The sequence below is a fragment of the Streptomyces desertarenae genome, assembly GCF_042681365.1.
GTDB classification, from domain to species: Bacteria; Actinomycetota; Actinomycetes; order Streptomycetales; family Streptomycetaceae; genus Streptomyces; species Streptomyces desertarenae.
The window spans coordinates 106,875-121,818 of the sequence record NZ_JBHUFU010000014.1; the positions used below are offsets into that span (position 1 = coordinate 106,875).

Below are 14,944 nucleotides of genomic sequence, written 5' to 3' on the forward strand. Positions count from 1 at the left end.
GCAACCGGCTCCGCGCGCCCCGTGGCGCCTACCTCCGCTCGGCGGTCATCCTCTCGACCCTGGCCGAGAGTTCGGCGAGCTGGGCCCTCAGCCGCCTGACCTCCTCGTGCTCCGGCCCCTCCCTGCCGTCCTCCCGCCACCCGTCCTCGTGCTCCGGCCCCTCCCTGCCGTCCTCCCGCCACCCGTCCCCACGCTCCGGCCTCCTCCTGCCGTCCTCCCGCCACCCGTCCCCACGCTCCGGCCTCCTCCTGCCGTCCTCCCGCCACCCGTCCCCATGCTCCGGCCTCCTCCTGCCGTCCTCCCGCCACCCGTCCTCACACCCCGGCCTCCTCCTGCCGTCCTCCCGCCACCCGTCCTCGTCCTCGTCCCTGCCCTCCAGAGCCCTGCCGAGACTGCGACGCATGTCGCACTCGACATCCTCCGCGGTCTCCAGGACGTCTTCGAGGAAGTCCTCGGTGGCATCGAAGACCCTGTTGAAATACCTGCTGACGCTGGTGCGGTTCTTGCGCTTGCCCATGGGAATCGGCCTCCTGGGATCAGGTCCGGCATGTGGCGCAACCTCATACGTTGACCTCGTCGGGGAATCCCATGCGGCCCCCTACACGCCTCCGTGTTGAACGTGTTGTGCACGGCTCCTCCAGGGCCCCTCGTGACGTCCCGCGGCATCCGCGCGGCACAGCAGGGCGCGCGCCGGGGGATGGGCGGCGTGGGCCCGCAGGTTTCCGCGCAGTTCGGCCAGAGCCCGGTCGGCGCGGCCGGAGCGTAGGTGAGGGTAGTCGTCGAGGAACCGGTGCCAGGCGGTGCACGCCTCCTCCAGGCGGCCGTCGGCCAGGAGCAGCCGGGCGAGCTCGGCGTGGATGAGGGCACGGCAGAGGTGGGCGGTGGCCGGGTGGTGCTCCACGGAGGAGCGCAGGGCGGCGACCGCCGCGGCGCGGTCGCCCAGAGCCGCCAGCGCCCTGCCTCTGCAGTGGGCGAAGGAGGCCCGCGAGGACGGCAGGGCCGTGCCCCGGAGCGCCGCTCCGGGGGCGGGCACCCGGTGCCGTTCGGCTTCGGCCAGAGTGGCGGCCGCCCCCTCGCCGTCACCGGTCGCGGCCTGGGCGAGAGCGAGCTGGGCCAGCAGGAGCGCCCGGTCGTGGGCGGGGGTGTCGGCGGAGGCGGTACGGACGGCCGCCTCCGCCAGCCGCAGGGCCGCCCGGCGGTGCCCCACCTCCAAGGCGTGCTCGCTCATCGCCCGCAGCACCGCGGCGTACACGGTGCGATCGCCGGCCTCGGCGGCCAACCGGAGGGCGGCGCGGTGGTAGGACTGCGCCGCGCCGTTCCTGACGTCGTCGACGTACATGCGGCCCAGTACGTGGACCAGCCGGGCCGCCTCCGCCAGCAGCCGGGGAGGCGCGCCGCCGGGGCCGCCCCCGTGCAGGCGGGGGACGACGTCGTCGCGGAGGTACACCACCAGGGCCGTACGGGCGTGGCGTCCGCCGAAGTCACCGGCCCGCCGGAAGAACTCCACGGCGGCCCGCAGGTTTGCGGTGTCCTCCTCTCCGCCCGGAGCGCCACCGCCCGTCCGCTCCCCCGGGCCGCGGCCACGCCTCTCCTCCCACCGGGGCACTTCGAACCCGGCGGCGCTGCAGACCGACTCCTGCACCAGGTTCCGGCGCGCGGGATCGGCGTCCGCTCCGCACAGCTCGGCCAGGTGCGCCACCGCGTCCCCCCGCTCCGCCGCGGTCGCCTCGCCCCACGGGCCGGCGGCACCGGGCGCACCGGGTCCGGCGGGGCATCCCATCCCCAGTTCGGCCAGGGTCACCGGACGGCACAGCCGGCGGGAGAACGCCTCGGCGATCAGCTCCCTGGTGCGGGGCCGGGGAACCGATCCGGCCAGCCAGTGGGCCACCGAGGTGCGGTCGTAGCGCAGGCGCATGCCGTTCTCAGCGCCGAGCGCGTTGACGTTCCGTGCCAGGGCCTCGTACGTCCAGCCCGCTGTGGCCAGCAGGGCCCGCAGGGATTCGTTGGCTGCGCGACGGCCGGTCATTCGCCTCCTCGGAGGTGCCGTGCTGCCGACGGCGTGCCCCACTGCGTCCGGGGAGCGGGGGACCGGGCGTCACCGACCCGTCTTCGGAGTCCCGCCCCGACATCGGCCGTCCCGGTGGAGCCGGTCGGCCGCTTCCTGTCGATGGCGAGGTGCCCGTTCCGGCCCGGGAGGACTCCTTGGTTAACCCCTTCGGACCATCGGCCATATCAACGCACGTTCCGGGGCGGGCGGAGTCGTGCCGGGGCGGAACGGGCTCCGGCCGGGGCCGGGCGGGGGCCGTCGCCGCGGCGCCCCGGCGTCACGCTCCGCCGCGGACCAGCTCCCCGGGCGGGGCGGCCGACTGCTGCCCCACGGCCACCGCCCGGAGGGGCTCCGCCGTCCGGTCGTGCCGCGGCTGCGCCTCCTCGCGGATCCGCCTGAGCAGGATGCCCTCGCGCAGCGCCCACGGGGAGAGGGTGACGGTGTCGATCTCCAGGCAGCGCATGGCGGTGTGGGCGATCACGGCCCCGGCCAGGGACTGCCGGGCGCGGGCGGCGGAGATGCCGGGCAGGGCGGCGCGGGCGGCGGCGGGCAGGGTGGAGAGGGTCTCCACGGCCGCCTTGAGGTCGCCGCGGGCGACGGTGCGCGTGACGAAGGGCCCGTGCCGGCCGGGGGCGGCGCCGCACAGCCGGGCCAGCTGCTGGAAGGTGCGGGAGGCCGCCACGGCCGTACGGGGCGTCTCCCAGCGGATCCTGGCCGCCACGTCCCGCAGTTCGTGCCGTACGCGGCGCCGCAGCTCCTTCACCGCGGAGGGCGGCGGAGGGTCCGCCTCGCCCAGGTGCTCGCGGGTCATGCGGCCCGCGCCCAGGGGCAGGGAGGCCACGAAGTCGGGCGTCCTGCTCCGCCCGAAGGCCACCTCCATCGATCCGCCGCCGATGTCCAGCAGCACCATGGAGCCGGCCCGCCAGCCCATCCACTGCCGGGCCGCCAGGAACGTCAGCTCCCCCTCCGTCGCCCCGGACATGACCTGGAGGGGCACCCCGGTCCTGCCCCGGACGGTCTCCAGGACCTGCCGGCAGTTGGGGGCGTCCCGGACGACGGCGGTGGCGAAGGCGATGGGCTCCTCCACCCCCCAGCGGCCGGCCTCCTCCGCCGCCTCGGCGACCGCCGCCACCAGGTCCTCCAGCGCCCGCTCGCCCAGGCTCCCGTCCGGTTCGACCTGCTCGGCCAGCCGCAACCGCCGCTTCGCCGTGTGCACCGGCAGCGGTATGTCGCCGTCGCAGTCGGCGACGGCCAGCCGAACCGTTCTGGACCCCACGTCCACGACCGCCAAACGCATGCGCTACTCGTGCCCCGGCCGCCCTCGGGGCATGCCGCCGCGTTCCGGTCTTCCTCCGGGCCCCGCCCCGCGGGGGCGGCGGCGCCCGGGGCGGAGCCCGTCCGGAGCAGCGCGCCGGCCGCGCGGGCAGACGGCGCACCTCCTCCGAAGGGGTGAACCGTCCCCGGTTCCGCTGCGGCCGCGGGCGGCGGGCGGCAGGCTGCCGGTGTCCGCGCCGGAGGCGGGCGCGTCCGCCTCCGCCCGTCCTGCGGGCGGGGCGGCGGGACGGGAACGGCGGGGCGGGGCCGCGACGCGGGGACGCGCCGCGGGCCCGGACGGTGAGGGGGAGCAGGTGGAACATCGGCGGGCGCCGCTGGCGCATCGGGTCCGGTACTGGTTCGACACCACGTTGGCACGCGGCGTGACCGCCCTGATCGGGTGGCTCGCCGCGGCCTGCCTCGCCGTCGTCGTGCCCGTGAGCGCCGCCCTGGTCTGGACGGACGGCGGCGCGCCCGCCTCGCTCCTCGGCAAGCTGGGCGCGGTGTGGCGGCACACCGGTGAGACCCTCCGCCTGGGCGGGACGGTCGGGCCCCCGCTGCGCGTCCTGCTGTCGGTGCTGCTCGCCCTCGTCGCGCTGTTCTACGTGTCGACGCTGGTGGGTCTGGTCACCGCCGCGCTGCAGCAGAGGCTCGCCGCGCTGCGGCTGGGCCGCTCGACGGTCCTGGAGTCGGGGCACGCGGTGGTGCTGGGCTGGTCCGAGCAGGTGTACACGGTGGTCTCGGAGCTGGTCGCGGCCAACGCCAACCAGCGGCGCGCGGCCGTGGCCGTCCTCGCCGACCGGGACAAGACGCAGATGGAGGAGGCGCTGCGCACCCACGTGGGCGCCACCGGGCGCACCCGCCTGGTCTGCCGCAGCGGCCCCACCACCGACCCGGTCGTGCTGGCCCGGATGAGCCCGGGCACCGCCACCGCGATCCTGGTCCTGCCCCGTGAGGAGCCGTCCGGCGACGCGGAGGTGGTCAAGACCCTGCTGGCGCTGGAGGCGGCCGGAGCCGCCGGAGGCGGGGGGCCGTCCGGGGCGTGCGTCGTGGCCGCGGTCCGGGACGCGCGCCACCGGCTGGCGGCCTCCCTGGCGGCCGGGCCCCGGGGCCGGGTCCTGGAGACCGACGACATCACCGCCCGGCTCGTGGTGCAGTCCGCCCGCCAGCCCGGCCTGTGGCTGGTCCACCGGGAGCTGCTCGACTTCGCGGGCGACGAGTTCTACACGGTCGCCGAACCGGCCCTGACCGGCCGGACGTTCGGCGACGCCGTGCGGGCGTACCGCACCTCCTGCGCCGTGGGCCTGCTGCGCGACGGCGGCGCGCTCGTGCTGAACCCGCCCGCGCACACCGTCGTCACCGCGCGGGACCGGCTGCTCGTCATCGCGCACGACGACGACACCGCCGTCCCGGACGACCGGCCCCCGCCGGCCGACGAGGCGCTGATCCTCCCCGGTCCGCCGTCCGCGGACCGCCCCGAACGGATCCTGCTGCTGGGCTGGAACCGCCGTGCCGCGCTCATGGCCGACCTGCTGGGCCGGTACGTGCCCCCCGGTTCGGTCCTGGACGTGGTCGCCGACGGCGGCGGGGCGACGGCCGACGCCGTGCGGAGGGCCGCGACCGCCGCGGGGCCCGGCCTGTCCGTCACCTTCCGGCCGGGTGACACGACCTGTCCCGCCACGGTGCGCGGACTCGACGCACCGTCGTACGACAGCGTCATCGTCCTCGCCTCCGGCGCCGACCCCGACCAGGGGTACGGCGGTCCCGACGACCGCACCCTGACCACCCTGCTGCTCCTGCGGGAGGCCGAGCGCGCCTCGGGGCGCGAGCTGTCGGTCGTCACCGAGATGACCGACGACCGCAACCGGGTGCTCGCCCCGGTCAGGGCCGGCGCCGACTGCATCGTCAGCGGCAAGCTGATCGGCCTGCTCATGGCCCAGATCTCGCAGAACCCGCACCTGGCCGACGTCTTCCGGGAGTTGTTCTCCCCGGAGGGGCAGGAGGTCCACCTCCGGCCGGCGGGCGCCTACGTCCGCCCCGGCAGCGAGACGGCCTTCGCCACCGCCGTGGAGTCCGCCCTGCGCAGGGGGGAGTGCGCCATCGGCTACCGGGAGCACACCCGGTCGGCCGTCGGGCCGGACTACGGCATCAGGATCAATCCGGACAAGACGCGGGTCCGGCGCTGGAGCGCCGACGACCGGATCATCGTGATCGCCCAGTCGTGAGGGAGAGGTGCGCGGCCGGCGGCCCCGCGGGGCGGCGGGGATTCCCGGCCCGGCTCAGGGCGTGTCACCGCGCCAGTCCCAGCGCCGCGGGTCGGCCGGGCGCGGCGCGTACCGGGCCCGTCCTCCGCTCCCGAACGCCCCCAGCTCGGTGGCCAGCGCCGCGCCCTCGCGCAGTTCCTCCTCCCTGCGGCCGGTGACGTCCAGCAGCAGTCCGTCCAGGGGGCCGCCCACCAGTTCCCGGTAGACGCGGCCCGGCCGCGGGCCCGGGTCGTCGTGGTCGGCACCGTAGACCCGGCCCCTCATGATCTCCTCCTCGTTCATGCCCGGCAGCATCCCAGCCCCCTCCGACATCGGCGCCGCGGCCGGGGCACCGGGCACCGGCGGGGCCGGCGCCCGCTGCCCCGGCCGGGGGTCAGGGGCGGGGGACCAGACGGTAGGTCTGCGCGGGGCCTCCGTGGCAGGTCCACTGCTGCAGGCCGGCGCCGTCCGCGGTGGATCCGTCCCTCACGTCCAGGCACCTGCCGCTGTGGCGGGCGGCGAAGGCGAGCGTGCCGTCGCCGCGGTCGACCGGCCGCCACTGCTGGTTGGTTCCGCCGCCCCAGGTCCACAGGTGGACCCGTGCGCCGTCGGACGTCGCCCCGGCCCCGCCGTCGACGTCCCAGACCAGGGAGGTGTCGTTGCGGCTGACGAGGCGGTGGTGGCCGTCGCCGGCGGGTTCGAACCGCCACAGCTGGTTGCCGTTGCCGGTGTGGCACGTCCACTGCTGCAGTGCCGTGCCGTCCGAGGTGCCGCCGCCGGCGGCGTCCAGGCACTTGCCGCTGCCCGTGTTCACCACCTGGTACCAGGGGGAGGTGTCGATGCCGGAGTCCGCCCAGGTGAAGGTGGCCACGGCGCCGGCGGGCAGGGTGTGGGAGAGCGAGCGCCCCGCGTCGGTGATCGAGAAGGTCCGGGCCGAGTCCGCGGTGTTCACCACGTAGGCGACCCGCGATCCGTCGGGGTTCCGCCAGACGACGTTCCGGACGCCACCCGCCCCCTCGGTGGTGGAGCCGATGCGGACCGCACCCGGTTCGACGAACCGGGTGACGTGGCCGAGGACGTAGTACTCGGCGCCCCGGGTCACGCGGCCGCCCTCGATCTCCACCACGCCGTTGCACCGGGTTCCGCAGTGGCCCTGGTGCGGGCCGCCGTTCCCGTCGAGGGCGAGGTTCCAGGTGACGACGGTCTCCCCGCCGCTGCGGACGTTGCGGACGACGAGGTTCTCCGCGTGCCACCGGAGGGTGTCGGCGAACGTGCGGCTCGGCGGGTCGGAGTCGGTTCCGGAGCACTCGGTGAAGAACACCCGCTTGCCGGCCCGGCGGATCTGCTCCTGGGCCTCGGGGGTGCCGCCGTAGCAGTGGAAGGCGGCCCCGATGACCCGGTCGATGTCGCGGGTGGCGTCGAGGACCGCCAGCGGGTAGTCGGGACGGTCCCAGTTGTGGTCGTGGGCGAGCACGTTGGTGGGCAGGCCCGCGGCGGTCAGGGTGCGGTCCAGGACCCTGAGGAAGGCGGCCTGTTCGGCCGCGGTCATGCTCGTGGAGGGGTAACCGGTGGCGAACAGGGGCTCGTTCTGCACCGTCAGGTCGGTGAGGGTGATGCCCTGCGCCTGGTACGCCCTGACCGCCTTCACCAGGTAGTCGGCGTAGTCCTGGTGGTGCTCCGGCTTCAGCCCGCCCCCGTTCAGGGATCCGCCGGTCTTCATCCACGCGGGCGGCGACCAGGGGCTGCCCATGAAGCGGATGGCAGGGTTGAGGGCGACGGCCTGCCGGAGGACCGGCACGACCTCCGGCAGGTCGCGGGCGATGCTGAAGCTCCCGCGCGTGTCCTCGTACGTGGAGGGGGTGCCGTCGGCGTCGAAGTCGGTGCTGCCGAGCGGCTGGCGCAGGTAGTTGAGGCCGATGCCGTTCCGCTTCGAGAACAGCGACTCCATCAGCGCGTCCTGCTCGGCCCGGGGCAGTTGCCGGATCAGGTGGGCCGAGGCCTCGGTCACGGAGGCCCCGGCGCCGGTGAACCGCTGCCCGGTGCTGCCCGCGTCGACGCGGATGTCGACGGCCTGCGGCCGCGCGGTGAAGGGGACCGTGCCGCGGTCGGCGAGCCTGCTGCTCCCGTCCGGGGTGGTCACCCACACGTGGGCGGCGGGGGCGGCCGCCCGTGCGGTGTCGGCGGTGGCGGCCGCCGGTCCGGCGCCGGCGAGCAGCAGGGCCCCGAACGCGGCCAGGACGCGGCGGGCGGCGGATCCGGCGCCCGCTCCGGTGGTGCTCGGTGGGACGGCGTGTGTCATCCGTGCGGCTCCTTCTGGTGGGGGTCTCCGCCTCCCGCGGTGTCCCGCCCCTCCCGGAGCGCGGCGGGAGGGGCGGGGCGGGCGGCGGCTGCTGTGGGGGCGGGCCGCGGCGGCGGGCACGGCCCCGCGGCACCGCGTCAGCCGGTCGGGGGGCGGCCGTCCCCGAGGACGACGTCGACGGAGAGCCGCAGGTCGCGGCTGGACCGTCCGATGCGCAGCCGGTACCGGCCGGGCGGCGTCCACCAGCGACCGCGGTCGGGGTCCCAGGTCCGGAAGGCGCGTTCGGGCACGTCCACGACGGTGCGGACGCGGGCGCCCGCCGCGGCCCGGACGGCGGTGAATCCGGCGAGCGCGCGCACGGGGCGCGGCGGGCCTCCGGGGGGAGCCTCCAGGTAGACCTGGACGACCTCCCGCCCCTCGCGGGGCCCGGTGTTGGACAGGTCCACGGCCACCCGGAGACCGCCCGGTCCGTCCGGGGGCGCGGGGGCGGCGGTGGCGGACTCGTAGGCCCAGGTGGTCCAGCCCAGGCCGTGTCCGAAGGGGAAGGCGGGCGCCGTCCCGGCCCGGTCCCAGGCCCGGTACCCGATGTGGACTCCCTCGCGGTAGGCCACGACGCCGTCGTCCGGCAGGGCGTCGGGCACCGGCACGTCCGCGGCGCGGGCGGGCAGCGTCCACGGGAGGCGGCCGGCCGGTTCGGTGCGGCCCAGCAGCACGTCGGCCAGCGCGTGTCCCGCCTCCTGGCCCGGCAGCCAGGCCCACAGCAGCGCGGGCACCTCGCGGGCCCAGGGCAGCAGGAGGGGCGCCCCCGCGTTGACGACCACGACGGTCCGGGGGTTGGCGGCGGCCACCCGCCGCACCAACTCGTTCTGGCTGCCGGTGAGTTCCAGGCCGGTGCGGTCCCAGCCCTCGGATTCGGTCTCCTCGTCGGTGCCCACCACGACGACGGCGACGTCGGCCCGCCGGGCCGCGGCGACCGCCTCGGCGACCTCCGCCTCGGGGTCGTGTCCGGGCGGCCGGTGGCGCAGGTGGGCGGTGACGAAGCGGCCGTACCCATCGGCGTCCACGACGGTCAGGTCGGCCGTCACCGTGACGCGGCGCGGCCCGGACCCGCCGACCGCGAGGTCGACGCCGTGCGTGCCGGGGTGGTGGTGGCTGGAGTCCAGGACCAGGCCGACGCCGCGGTCGTCGTCCCCGCGGAACACCGTCTCGCCGTCCACCTCCACCCGGAACCGTCCCGCGCAGCCGAACTCCAGGCGGTGCGTGCCGGCTTCGCCGAGGGTGAGCACGGTGCGCAGCACCACGCGGCGGGTGCCGGGCGGGAAGTCGCGGTAGCAGCCCCAGTCCCCCGTCGCGCGCACCTCGCCGCCGAGCCGCTCCCCCGCGGCGTCCAGGTGGTCCGCGCGGACGCCGGGGCCACTCCCGTCGGGGTCGGTGAGCAGGGCGGCGGGGACGAAGGGCGCGTGGCGCCCGGAGTCGCCGCCGCGGTGCACGGTGAGCCGTGTGCTCCCGGGCAGGGCGGCCCGCAGGCCGTCGGCGAAGGAGACCGTGCGCGCGGCGGGTACGAAGGCGCTGCCGCCGCCCTGGAGGTAGGGGGAGACCGCGTTCGGCCCGATCAGGGCGACGGCGGTGAGGCCGGCGGGGTCCAGCGGCAGCAGTCCGGGGGCGTCGCGCAGCAGGACGGTGCCGCGTGCGGCGGTCTCCCGCAGCAGGGCGCGGTCGGCCTCGGTGGGGCCGCCGGCCGGCGGGACGGGGCCGCGGCGCGGCGGGGGCGGCGGGGCGCCCGGTTCCCACGGCTCGCCGAGCCTGCCGGTGTTGCGGGCCAGCCTCAGCAGCCGCATCACCTTGTCGTCCACGAGGTCCTCGGGCACCTCGCCCGCCCGGACGGCCGCCGCGAGCGCCGCTCCCCACGGGCCGCCGGGCCCCGGCATGACGAGGTCGAGGCCGCCGAGGGCGGAGGCGACGGTGGAGCGGGTCGCGGCCCAGTCGCTGACCACGGGCCCGTCGAACCCCCACTCCTCCTTCAGGACCCCGCGCAGCAGCCGCCGGTGCTCGCTCATCGGCGCCGACTCCGTCCCGTCGTCCACGCCCGAGTAGGCCGCCATGACGCTCCACGGCCCGGCCTCGTCGACGACCTGCTCGAACGGGGCCAGGTAGACCTCGCGCAGGGTGCGCTCGTCGATCCGGGAGCGGTAGCGGGTGCGGTCGGTCTCGGAGTCGTTGGCCACGTAGTGCTTGAGGCAGGCGGCCACGCCGCCGCCCTGGAGGCCGCGGACGACGGCGGCGGCCAGGGTCCCGGTGAGCAGGGGGTCCTCGGAGAAGTACTCGAAGTGCCGGCCGGCCACCGGGGTGCGCTGGAGGTTCGCCAGCGGCGCCAGCACCACGTGGACCCCCTTGCGGAGGGCCTCGGCCGCGAACAGCCGTCCCAGCCGCTCGGCCCGCGCCGGGTCCCAGGTCGCGGCCACGGCGCTGGGCGCCGGCGCGAGGAGGCCGGTGGCGCCGGGCTCCTCGCCGGTGCCGCGCACCCCCTGGGGGCCGTCGGACATCACGACCGGGTGCAGTCCCAGGCGCGGTTCGCCGGGCAGGGACCACAGGGTCGCCCCGGTCAGCAGCCGGACCTTGGACTCCGGGTCCAGCCTCCGGAGGCGGCGGCGGAGCGCACCGTCGTCCACCGGGGCGGCCGGGGGGCCGTGTGCCGGGACGGCGGGTGGGAGCAGCGGGGACATGCGCGTCCTTCCGGCCACGGGCGTGGCGTGAGATAGCGGAACGGAAGCATGAAAGCATGCTTAGTGAGTACTTAGTAAGTAGCCGGTCGCGTCTTTCCCGCCGCCACCCGGGGGCCCCGTACACTGCACCGGATGAGCGCTAAGAAGGCGGGCGGTGCGGTACGGCCGCGGGTCCCCAGGAGCCCGGAGGCCCGGCAGCGGCAGCAGGAGATCCTGCACATCGCGATGGACACCTTCGCGGCCCGCGGCTACAACAACGCCTCGCTCGCCGAGATCGCCGACCGCGCGGGCGTCACCCAGGCCGGGGTACTGCACTACTTCCGCTCCAAGGCGCTGCTGCTCACCAGCGTCCTGGAGCTGCGCGACCGGACCGACATCGCCCGGCAGGGCCCCGAACGCCCGCGCGGCCTGGCCTTCCTGCGCCATCTGGTCGACACCGTGCGCCGCAACGCCGAACGCGAGGGCATCGTGCGCATGTACGCCGTGCTGTCGGCGGAGAGCGTCACCGACGACCACCCCGCCCAGGAGTACTTCCGCGACCGCTACGAGGGCCTGCGCGCCATGGTCGCGCAGGCCCTGAGGGAGGCGTGCGAGCTCGGCGAGGCGCGGGAGGACCTGGACGTCGAGGACTCGGCCAACGCGATCATCGCCGTCATGGACGGCCTGCAGGTCCAGTGGCTGCTCTCGCCGGACTCGGTGGACATGGCCGCCTCCACCGAGCGCGTCATCTCGGCGCTGCTGGCCGACACGGCCCGCGAACGCCCCTGAGTCCGGCCGCGGTTCGCTCCCGGCGGGACGGGCGGACGGGGCCGCCCGCCCGTCCCGCCGGACCGCCGTCAGTGGCCGCGGTCGATCCACTCCTGCAGGTGGGGCGCTTCGGCGCCGATGGTGGTGGACTCGCCGTGGCCGGTGCGCACCACCGTCTCGGGCGGGAGGGTCAGCAGCTTCTCCCGGATGGAGTCGATGATGGTCGGGAAGTGGGAGAAGGAGCGGCCGGTGGCGCCGGGACCGCCGGCGAAGAGGGTGTCGCCGGTGAAGACGGTGCCCAGCGCCGGGGCGTGCAGGCAGACCGCGCCGGGTGCGTGGCCGGGGGTGTGCAGCACGGTCAGCGCGGTGCCGGCCACGGTGAGGGTCTGCCCGTCGGACAGGTCCCCGTCCGGCGCCCGGCCGGGGTGGGTCAGCTCCCACAGCGGCCGGTCCTCGGGGTGGAGGAGGATCGGCGCGCCGGTGGCCTCGGCCAGGGCGGGGGCGGCGCCGACGTGGTCGTCGTGGGCGTGGGTGCACACGATCGCGGTCAGCCGCCGTCCGGCCAGGGCCCGTGCGACGGCGTCGGCGTCGTGGGCGGCGTCGATGACGACCGCCTCGTCGTCGTCGCCGACGATCCAGACGTTGTTGTCCACCTCCCAGGTGCCGCCGTCCAGGGTGAAGGTGCCGGAGGTGGTCAGGTGGTCGATGCGGACGGCGCCCATCACAGCACCACCACCGAGCGCAGCACGTCCCCGGCGTGCATGCGGTCGAACGCCTCCTCCACCCCGTCCAGGGCGATGGTCTCCGTGACGAAGGCGTCCAGGTCCAAGCGGCCCTGGAGGTAGAGGTCGATCAGCATCGGGAAGTCCCGGTCGGGCAGGCAGTCGCCGTACCAGGAGGACTTCAGCGCCCCGCCGCGGCCGAAGACGTCCAGCAGCGGCAGTTCCAGCCTCATCTCGGGCGTGGGCACCCCCACCAGGACCACGGTTCCCGCCAGGTCGCGGGCGTAGAACGCCTGCCGGTAGGTCTCGGGCACCCCGACGGCGTCGATCACCACGTCCGCGCCGAAGCCGCCGGTCAGTTCGCGGACCGCCTCCACCGGGTCGGCGGTGCGGGAGTTGACGGTGTGGGTGGCGCCCAGCTTCCGCGCGGTCTCCAGCTTGCGGTCGTCGATGTCGACGGCGATGACCCGCGACGCCCCGGCCAGGTTCGCCCCCATCACCGACGCCCCGCCCACCCCGCCGCAGCCGATGACGGCCACGCTGTCGCCGCGCTGCACGTTCCCGGTGTTCAGCGCGGCCCCGAGACCGGCCATCACCCCGCAGCCCAGCAGTCCGGCCACCGCCGGGGAGGCGGCCGGGTCGACCTTGGTGCACTGCCCGGCGGCCACCAGTGTCTTGTCCGCGAACGCGCCGATGCCCAGCGCCGCACTCAGCTCCGTACCGTCCTCCAGCGTCATCTTCTGCGTCGCATTGTGGGTGTCGAAGCAGTACCACGGCCGTCCCCGGCGGCAGGCGCGGCACTGTCCGCACACCGCGCGCCAGTTGAGGACCACGAAGTCGCCGGGGGCCACCCCGGTCACGTCCGCCCCCACCGACTCCACCACGCCGGCCGCCTCGTGTCCCAGCAGGAACGGGAAGTCGTCCGAGATCCCGCCCTGCCGGTAGTGCAGGTCGGTGTGGCACACCCCGCACGCCTGGATCCGCACCACCGCCTCCCCCGGCCCCGGGTCGGGCACCACCACCGTCTCCACCCCGACCGGCCGGCCCTTGCCCCGGGCCACGACCGCCCGCACCTTCTGCGACATCGTCCGTACGTCCTCTCGGTCTCTGCTCGTGTCCGCGGCGGGCGGGTGGTTCCCCGCTGCCGGCCCCGCGGGGGACGCCCCGGCGCGGCCGTGCGGGGCTCCGCCCGCGCCGTCCACCCCAGGAGTACCCGTAACGGGAGTGGTTTGCCCGTACGTACGGGGCCGGCGGTGCGGCGGGGGCGCGGCGCCCCTGCCGCACCGCTCCCCCACCGCCGCGCGCCGGGGTCAGACCGCCGGGGCCGGGTAGGTGGGGTACTCCACCCCGGAGACGTGCTGGACGACGCGGACGACCTGGCAGGAGTAGCCGAACTCGTTGTCGTACCACAGGTAGAGGATCGCGTTGTCGCCCTCGACCTTGGTGGCGCCGGCGTCGACGATCGAGGCGTGGCGCGAGCCGATGAAGTCGCTGGAGACCGCGTCGGGGGCGCTGATGAAGTCGATCTGGCGCTTGAGCGGCGAGGTCAGCGACACGTTGCGGAGGTAGTCGAGGACCTCCTCGCGGGTGGTCTCGCGCGCGAGCTGGAGGTTGAGGATCGCGATCGAGACGTCCGGCACCGGGACGCGGATCGAGCTGCCGGTGATCTTCGCCGTGAGGCCGGGCAGCGCCTTGGCGACGGCGGAGGCGGCACCGGTCTCGGTGATGACCATGTTGAGCGGCGCCGAGCGGCCGCGGCGGTCGGACTTGTGGTAGTTGTCCAGCAGGTTCTGGTCGTTGGTGAACGAGTGGACGGTCTCCACGTGGCCGCGCAGGACGCCGTACTCGTCCGCCATCGCCTTCAGCGGCGGGACGATCGCGTTGGTGGTGCACGAGGCGCAGGACAGGATCCGCTCGTCCGGCTTGATCGCGTCGTGGTTGACGCCGTGGACGATGTTGGGGACGTCGCCCTTGCCCGGTGCGGTCAGGACGACCTTGTCGATGCCGGGCCGCAGGTGCTTGGAGAGGCCCTCGCGGTCGCGCCACCTGCCGGTGTTGTCGATGAGGATGGCGTTCTTGATGCCGTACGCCGTGTAGTCCACCGACGTCGGGTCGTCGGAGTAGATCACCTTGATCTCGTTGCCGTTGGCGATGATCAGGCTGTTCGCCTCGTCGACGGTGATCGTGCCCTGGAACTGGCCGTGGATGGAGTCGCGGCGCAGCAGCGAGGCGCGTTTGACGATGTCCTGGCCCGCGGCCCTGCGCACGACGATGGCCCGCAGCCGCAGGCCGTTGCCGGAACCGGTCTTCTCGATGAGCAGACGGGCGAGCAGGCGGCCGATGCGGCCGAACCCGTAGAGGACGACGTCGCGCGGCTCGCGGCGTTCGACCTTGTCGGCGCCCGTGGCGCCGGCGACGGCCTCGGCGGTGAACTCCTCCACCGTGAGGCCGCGGTCGTCGGCCTTGTAGGTCGCGGCGAGCATGCCGATGTCGATCTGGGACGGGCCCAGGTCGAGCGTGGTGAGGGCCTGCAGGAACGGCAGCGTCTCGGTGACCGAGAGCTCCTCTCCGGCGATCTGCCGGGCGAAGCGGTGGGTCTTGAGGATGCTGACCACCGACTTGTTCACCAAGGAGCGGCTGTGGAGCAGGACGGTGACGTCCCGTTCCCGGTGCAGCTTCCCGATGATCGGGATCATCGACTCCGCGATCTCCTCGCGGTTCTTCCAGTTGGTGAACGAGTCCACGGTGGTAGTCACAGGTTCATCTTTCGAGCTAGGCGGTGCTCATATGATAACCACCCGCCGTCCCGGTCCTCCGGGCGGTGCCGCCCGGGCCGCCGGCGCCGCCCG

At 75.4% G+C, this 14,944-nt stretch carries 11 protein-coding genes; 2 read left to right on the top strand and 9 right to left on the bottom strand.

Annotated elements, in window-relative coordinates; all coding sequences use genetic code 11:
- Nucleotides 1-28: 28 nt before the first annotated feature.
- The 3 genes from ACFSJS_RS21880 to ACFSJS_RS21890 all read right to left on the bottom strand — a co-directional run bounded on the left by ACFSJS_RS21880 (nucleotide 29) and on the right by ACFSJS_RS21890 (nucleotide 3,344).
- The gene (locus tag ACFSJS_RS21880) at nucleotides 29-517 is read right to left on the bottom strand and encodes a hypothetical protein (protein WP_380903038.1); all 489 of its coding nucleotides are present in this window, start codon (nucleotides 515-517) and stop codon (nucleotides 29-31) included.
- An 81-nt stretch (nucleotides 518-598) separates the two neighbouring features.
- A complete protein-coding gene (locus ACFSJS_RS21885; protein WP_380903040.1) occupies nucleotides 599-2,026 on the bottom strand; it encodes a tetratricopeptide repeat protein in 1,428 nt (475 codons plus the stop codon).
- 298 nt (nucleotides 2,027-2,324) lie between these two features.
- A complete protein-coding gene (locus ACFSJS_RS21890) occupies nucleotides 2,325-3,344 on the bottom strand; it encodes a Ppx/GppA family phosphatase (protein ID WP_380903042.1) in 1,020 nt (339 codons plus the stop codon).
- 331 nt (nucleotides 3,345-3,675) lie between these two features.
- Between ACFSJS_RS21890 and ACFSJS_RS21895 the strand changes: the two genes are divergently transcribed.
- The gene (locus ACFSJS_RS21895) at nucleotides 3,676-5,586 is read left to right on the top strand and encodes a CASTOR/POLLUX-related putative ion channel (RefSeq protein WP_380903044.1); all 1,911 of its coding nucleotides are present in this window, start codon (nucleotides 3,676-3,678) and stop codon (nucleotides 5,584-5,586) included.
- Nucleotides 5,587-5,640: 54 nt separating this feature from the next.
- Here ACFSJS_RS21895 and ACFSJS_RS21900 read toward each other — a convergent pair whose 3' ends face one another.
- From ACFSJS_RS21900 to ACFSJS_RS21910, 3 genes are all read right to left on the bottom strand, one after another.
- Nucleotides 5,641-5,907 carry a hypothetical protein gene (locus tag ACFSJS_RS21900; protein WP_380903046.1) on the bottom strand — a complete coding sequence of 89 codons (267 nt, stop codon included), beginning with the start codon at nucleotides 5,905-5,907 and terminating at the stop codon, nucleotides 5,641-5,643.
- 91 nt (nucleotides 5,908-5,998) lie between these two features.
- Nucleotides 5,999-7,903, bottom strand: coding sequence for an RICIN domain-containing protein (locus ACFSJS_RS21905; RefSeq protein WP_380903048.1), 1,905 nt, complete (start codon nucleotides 7,901-7,903; stop codon nucleotides 5,999-6,001).
- Between the two features lie 137 nt (nucleotides 7,904-8,040).
- Entirely contained in the window at nucleotides 8,041-10,626 is a 2,586-nt protein-coding gene (locus tag ACFSJS_RS21910) for a glycoside hydrolase family 3 protein (RefSeq protein WP_380903050.1), read from the bottom strand.
- Nucleotides 10,627-10,758: 132 nt separating this feature from the next.
- On the opposite strand from ACFSJS_RS21910, the gene ACFSJS_RS21915 reads away from it, so the two are divergent.
- Entirely contained in the window at nucleotides 10,759-11,394 is a 636-nt protein-coding gene (locus ACFSJS_RS21915; RefSeq protein WP_380903052.1) for a TetR family transcriptional regulator C-terminal domain-containing protein, read from the top strand.
- A gap of 68 nt (nucleotides 11,395-11,462) precedes the next feature.
- On the opposite strand, the gene ACFSJS_RS21920 is transcribed toward ACFSJS_RS21915, so the two are convergent.
- The 3 genes from ACFSJS_RS21920 to ACFSJS_RS21930 all read right to left on the bottom strand — a co-directional run bounded on the left by ACFSJS_RS21920 (nucleotide 11,463) and on the right by ACFSJS_RS21930 (nucleotide 14,851).
- Nucleotides 11,463-12,095, bottom strand: coding sequence for an MBL fold metallo-hydrolase (locus ACFSJS_RS21920; protein WP_380903054.1), 633 nt, complete (start codon nucleotides 12,093-12,095; stop codon nucleotides 11,463-11,465).
- Entirely contained in the window at nucleotides 12,095-13,180 is a 1,086-nt protein-coding gene (locus ACFSJS_RS21925; protein WP_380903056.1) for an S-(hydroxymethyl)mycothiol dehydrogenase, read from the bottom strand. The genes ACFSJS_RS21920 and ACFSJS_RS21925 overlap by 1 nt, the downstream gene beginning before the upstream one ends.
- Nucleotides 13,181-13,405: 225 nt before the next feature.
- Nucleotides 13,406-14,851, bottom strand: coding sequence for a glyceraldehyde-3-phosphate dehydrogenase (locus ACFSJS_RS21930; RefSeq protein ID WP_380903058.1), 1,446 nt, complete (start codon nucleotides 14,849-14,851; stop codon nucleotides 13,406-13,408).
- Nucleotides 14,852-14,944 lie beyond the last annotated feature (93 nt).